Raw genomic sequence first — 4,933 nt, 5'->3', positions numbered from 1 at the left:
TTTTTTCTTGCGAGGGTAGCCTTCTTTCCTCTTCCCTCTTTCTTCTTCCTTCTTCCTTCTTCCTTCTTCCTTACCTTTGCTATACAAGACCGATGCTACCGGACATGATATTACTCGAAAAAGGAATTCATCTGATTAGTACCGATGAAATGACGAGTATCCAAGCTAATGAGAGAATTTGCCCCACTCAACCAATAGAGCCAGGACGAGTCGAACGCAATGAGTTTGAGTACATTCGCCATGGCACTCAATGTCTACTGGCCAACTGCCATATTGCCAAAGGACAAATCATTACCCCTTCAATTAAGGCCACCCCCACAGAAGTTGATTTTCTGCAACACATTGAACAGACTATCGATACTGATTCTGATGGAGGATGGATTTTTCTTGTAGATCAACTCAATACTCATAAATCTGAATCATTAGTCCGTCTTGTGGCTCAAGGTTGTGGTATTCAGACTGATTTGGGGGTGAAACAGAAATCAGGTATTCTCCAGTCTATGGTAACTCGTGCTGCTTTTTTGTCTGACGAGTCTCACCGGATTCGCTTTGTTTATATCCCTAAACATACTTCTTGGCTGAATCAAATTGAGTGTTGGTTCTCTATTTTGGCCAGGCGTTTACTCCGGCGTAGCAGTTTCTCTTCCACCTCAGACCTCAAGCAGAAGATACTGAATTTTATTGACTATTTCAACTGTACTCTAGCCAGACCTTTTATCTGGAAATTTCAGGGGTTTTCAGAGGATGATTAACCAGATTCAGATTCATGGTCATACTGACTCAAGGATCCAACTCAATGCCGATCATTTTTAGCTTGGCTATTGACCATTTATTTTACGATCGCGATCACACTTCTGAGTATTCTATCTCAGGAAGAAGGCATTGCTTCTACTGGTCACTTATTTCTGCCATCCTGCACTAGTAGGGTTTAACAATTAATAATTAATAATTAATTATTAATTATTAATTATTACCTCTCCTTGAAAAGAAGAGGATTGACTAATCATGAAAATTTTTCTTTATTATCCCCTGAAAAGAGGAGGCTTTAAACCACAATTTTTCGGTAAGGGAAATACGTTGCTCTGGCTAAAAATGGCTCAAACCTAGATATATCAGGAAAAAGGTTGATTAAATGTAAAACCTAGACTATATAAGGGTTTGATCCTGTTCTTAACATATTTTTTGCCAAAGTACCGATAAAGTAGTTAAAAAAGAGCGATCGCTATATGTCAGCCAGTCTCAAAATTCAGCTAACAGAATCAGAAGAGCAAGAACTTTCAAGGTTGACTCGTGACCAAAAAATTCCCTCGAGAACGAGAACAAGAAAGGAGTTCTGCTAAAAAATATCAATTAAAGCAATATAAATTTAACTCTAATTGCTTAAACATAGAGATACAAAATGATTTATCTTTTTAACGTTTATTTAGGGCAACCTACTTACCTGATCGACTCGAAAACTGCTGTATTAATTTGATATTTATTGAGAATCATGGCAGCAACATTTATTGAGAGCTGTCGCTTTTTAGCTATAAATTTCAGGCGTTTCACGACTAATTTTGAGAAGATGAGCAACGGCAATTATCAAGAAGTAGATGAAACAGAGAATTAAGGATTTTGAAATAGTATGAGATTGAGTGCATCTCAATTTTGAATAAAGCCATAATTTTTTGGCTTTTAGGCAACAGGCAACAGGCAACAGGGAATAGATAGGAAAAAAGTATTTTTGCAAATACTGAGATGCACCCATGAGATTTTGAAGATTGCTGCTTTTCAATAATGTCAAGAGGGTTTTTGCATAGTGCTATAACTAGAACTTTTAAAAGCAGAGAAATATTTAAGTTTATTCTATGCAACTTGACATTTAATTGGTATCAGCAAAATTAATTGTATAGCAATTTTCATTACTACTGTTGACTTATAGAGTATCTAAAATCAGGAAATATTAATAATCAACCTTTATTTTTCCTTCTTGTTTCTTGCTTCTTGCTTCCTCCTTTTACTGTTGATTTTGTTGATCCAACCAAGCTAAAGCAGCAGCAAAAGTTTCAGCTAAAACACTAATCAAGCGATAAAACGCAACAGCACTTAACACAATACCAGGGGAAAATTTTTGCTCCAGTAAAGCCAAAGCAGTTGCTTCAAATACCCCAACACCTCCAGGCGCCCCTGGCACAACTAAACCTAATAGCCATGCTAAACTAAAGACACTAATTATTAATAAAACTTGATTAAATTCAATAGAATTGAACGCCAACATAGTCAACAAAAATCCAGAACCTCGAAGCAAAATGAAACAAATTTCTCCGAAAAAAGGCTTAATTGGATAGCGTACTAATTTTAATTCAGTATGTAGATATGAATCAGATTTTTTAACTGTTAATTTTAGTTTAGCTAAATATTTAATTACCGGGTTTAAAATTCGTGGATGAAGAATAAAAATGACTACAAAAAAACACAAAAATTGTAAAAACAAACTTTCTTGAGTGGAAGCAAATAAAGCAATAGCTAAAGCTGCAGCAGCCATTAAAAGCGGTTCTATCAACACAGTTAAAAGTGCAATTTCAACGGGTACTCCCGCCTGTTTTATTGAAGAAATCCGACCATAAAAATGCCATATATTTCCTGGTAAATACTTGGCAACATTTGTGAGGAGATATACTCTAATAGTCCATCTTAGATTAACTGATTGATTGAATTCTTTAATAATCCAAAACCATACCCATCCAGACCATAAATGAGCTATTATTGTGACGATAAAAGCAGTTCCTAAACTTACCCACCCAGAATCACTAATTCTAATTTCTAGTACTTGTTGCCATTGGTCTTTGAGAGTTTTAGTTAGAAAAAATAAAGTTACTCCTAAAATAATCCACGCCAGATAGGGTTTCAACCTTGATAAAACTTTTTTCATAAAAAATAATACTGATTTGTTGAATAATTGCTAACTCTATGAACTACCCCGCCGTGTAGACGGACGGGGTTTCTAAGTCCCCGTCAACAAAGTCCGCACTTTGAGATTTTGAGCGCTTCATTTGCCCCAGTTGCCTCATCGAGCCTGTATGTTTACGGGTCGAATCAGTAGAGCTTGAGCATCGACGATTAACGAGGCCAGTTCCTAACCCCGGTTGCCGATCTGCAGCAACATTCCACATCACCATGACCGAGCCTTGGTCTCTTGGCACCTCAAAACCACAATCATCACAAACATGGTAACGATTACTCAACTGTGCCCATTCTTTATGAACTGTTCCACAGCTAGGGCATCTCTGAGAAGGCTTGACTCTCCTGGTGTCAATGGTTATATGCAAACCACCTTTACCTAAAATTTTATACAACACCATCTGATTTAATGTTCCAAAGCCAACATCAAGCAGAGAACGGTTGAGACCTGCTTTTTGCTTTGAGCGTTTACCTGTCTTGGCTTTTCGGGTCATGCCTTTAACATTTAATTTTTCAGTAACTACGATGTCATAACAACTAGCAATATCTGTAGTTACTTTATGCTGCCAATCTTGTCTTACGGCTGATTGTTTGGCCTTGAGCTTAGAGATTTTTCTCTTCGCTTTTTTCCATCTACTTGATGCTTTTTGCTTACCTTTAATTGGTCCTTGCTTTCTTTTGAGTTGACGTGAAGCTTGCTGAATTTTTGGGGCAAACTCCCTGTCAAATCTAGGATTACTAATTTCGTCAAAACCATAGCCATCATAACAAGTCAAAGCTGTTTGAGTACCAAGGTCAAAAGCCACCATTGACTCATAATCTAAGGGAGATTTACTGCCAAACAACGGTAATGGTTCCGAGGTCTTGATACTAAATGAAACATACCACTCATCTTTATGAGGACGATAAACAATCGTACAAGTAGTAGGTTTTCCCCAATACTTAAACCTACCCCGCATCCTGAGTCTCATACCCAAGTCATTAAGTGTCACCCATCCACAGTTAACAGAATATTTTTGGCACTTTTCAATTTGCACCTTAAAACCTTGACGACCATCTGGGTAAGTCCAACCGGAGTAATTCCTAATTGACTTAAACTTTGGGCGTTTCCTGATTCCTTTAAAAAAAGCATTATAAGCTAAGTCAACACGCTTGACTGTTGCTTGCAATGAACTTAAATTAAGCTGTTGATAATCGGACCACTGCTGTCTAAAACCTGGTAATGCGTTTTGCTGAGTGAAATAGTCTACATTTGAGCGATTTTTTCTCCACTCAAAACGCCTATGAGCGACACCAGCGTTATACAAAAGCTGGTGTAGTTTTCTGACTAAAAATAGTTTTTCTTTCTGTACTTTTGTCGGATACAGTCGAAAAGTCAATCTTCTATTGGCCATAGAACTATCACCTCTAGATAAAGTTTGAGTCGATATAATTATCTTAACACCAAAAATAAAAATGAGTAGAAATTATGGAAAAAGAATTAAACCGTGGTTCTCATGTAGTCTATGACATTCACCTGCATATATGTTTCGTGACTCAATATAGAAAAAAAGTATTGACTACAAACATGATTAAAGATATGAGGGAAATCATAGAAAAAGTTTTAACTGCTAAACGCTGTTCCTTAGAAGAGTTTGAAGGTGAGCCAGACCATGTACACATATTGATTCAGCTACATCCAGACAATAATATTTCCCAGTTAATATCATCTCTAAAGTCTGCTACCAGCAGAATTATTAGACGAAAATATGCTCAAGAAATCAACCAATTTTACTGGGGAAAAGCTAAATTATGGCATGACTCAAAATGTATAGTTTCCTGTGGTGGCGCACCCTTGGAAATAGTCAAAGATTACATCAAAAATCAGTCGGGAGGTAGACAAACATCTTGATCGAAGCGGATCAACATTTATTTATGTAAGGGGGTGCTTTCCGCCCCACCCTGTGGAGGAGTGGGGAAACCAGCACCCCCTTACCAACCCCCTTATGGTTGT

Annotated in this window: 4 protein-coding genes; 2 read left to right on the top strand and 2 right to left on the bottom strand. The window is 37.2% G+C overall.

The features are described 5' to 3' along the window. The first annotated feature begins 104 nt into the window (after nucleotides 1-104). The gene (locus D5R40_RS30355) at nucleotides 105-752 is read left to right on the top strand and encodes a transposase (RefSeq protein WP_124147257.1); all 648 of its coding nucleotides are present in this window, start codon (nucleotides 105-107) and stop codon (nucleotides 750-752) included. 1,244 nt (nucleotides 753-1,996) lie between these two features. On the opposite strand, the gene D5R40_RS30350 is transcribed toward D5R40_RS30355, so the two are convergent. Beyond that, nucleotides 1,997-2,911: a lysylphosphatidylglycerol synthase transmembrane domain-containing protein gene (locus D5R40_RS30350; RefSeq protein WP_124144261.1), complete on the bottom strand. Its 915-nt coding sequence runs from the start codon at nucleotides 2,909-2,911 to the stop codon at nucleotides 1,997-1,999. A 43-nt stretch (nucleotides 2,912-2,954) separates the two neighbouring features. Further along, on the bottom strand, nucleotides 2,955-4,334 hold the full coding sequence (locus tag D5R40_RS30345; protein ID WP_192901272.1) for an RNA-guided endonuclease InsQ/TnpB family protein: 1,380 nt from the start codon (nucleotides 4,332-4,334) through the stop codon (nucleotides 2,955-2,957). 74 nt (nucleotides 4,335-4,408) lie between these two features. On the opposite strand from D5R40_RS30345, the gene tnpA reads away from it, so the two are divergent. Further along, nucleotides 4,409-4,831, top strand: coding sequence for an IS200/IS605 family transposase (gene tnpA, locus D5R40_RS30340; RefSeq protein WP_192901108.1), 423 nt, complete (start codon nucleotides 4,409-4,411; stop codon nucleotides 4,829-4,831). Nucleotides 4,832-4,933 lie beyond the last annotated feature (102 nt).

This window comes from Okeania hirsuta, assembly GCF_003838195.1.
Taxonomy (GTDB): domain Bacteria; phylum Cyanobacteriota; class Cyanobacteriia; order Cyanobacteriales; family Microcoleaceae; genus Okeania; species Okeania hirsuta.
This window is presented reverse-complemented; position numbering and strand designations above follow the sequence as displayed.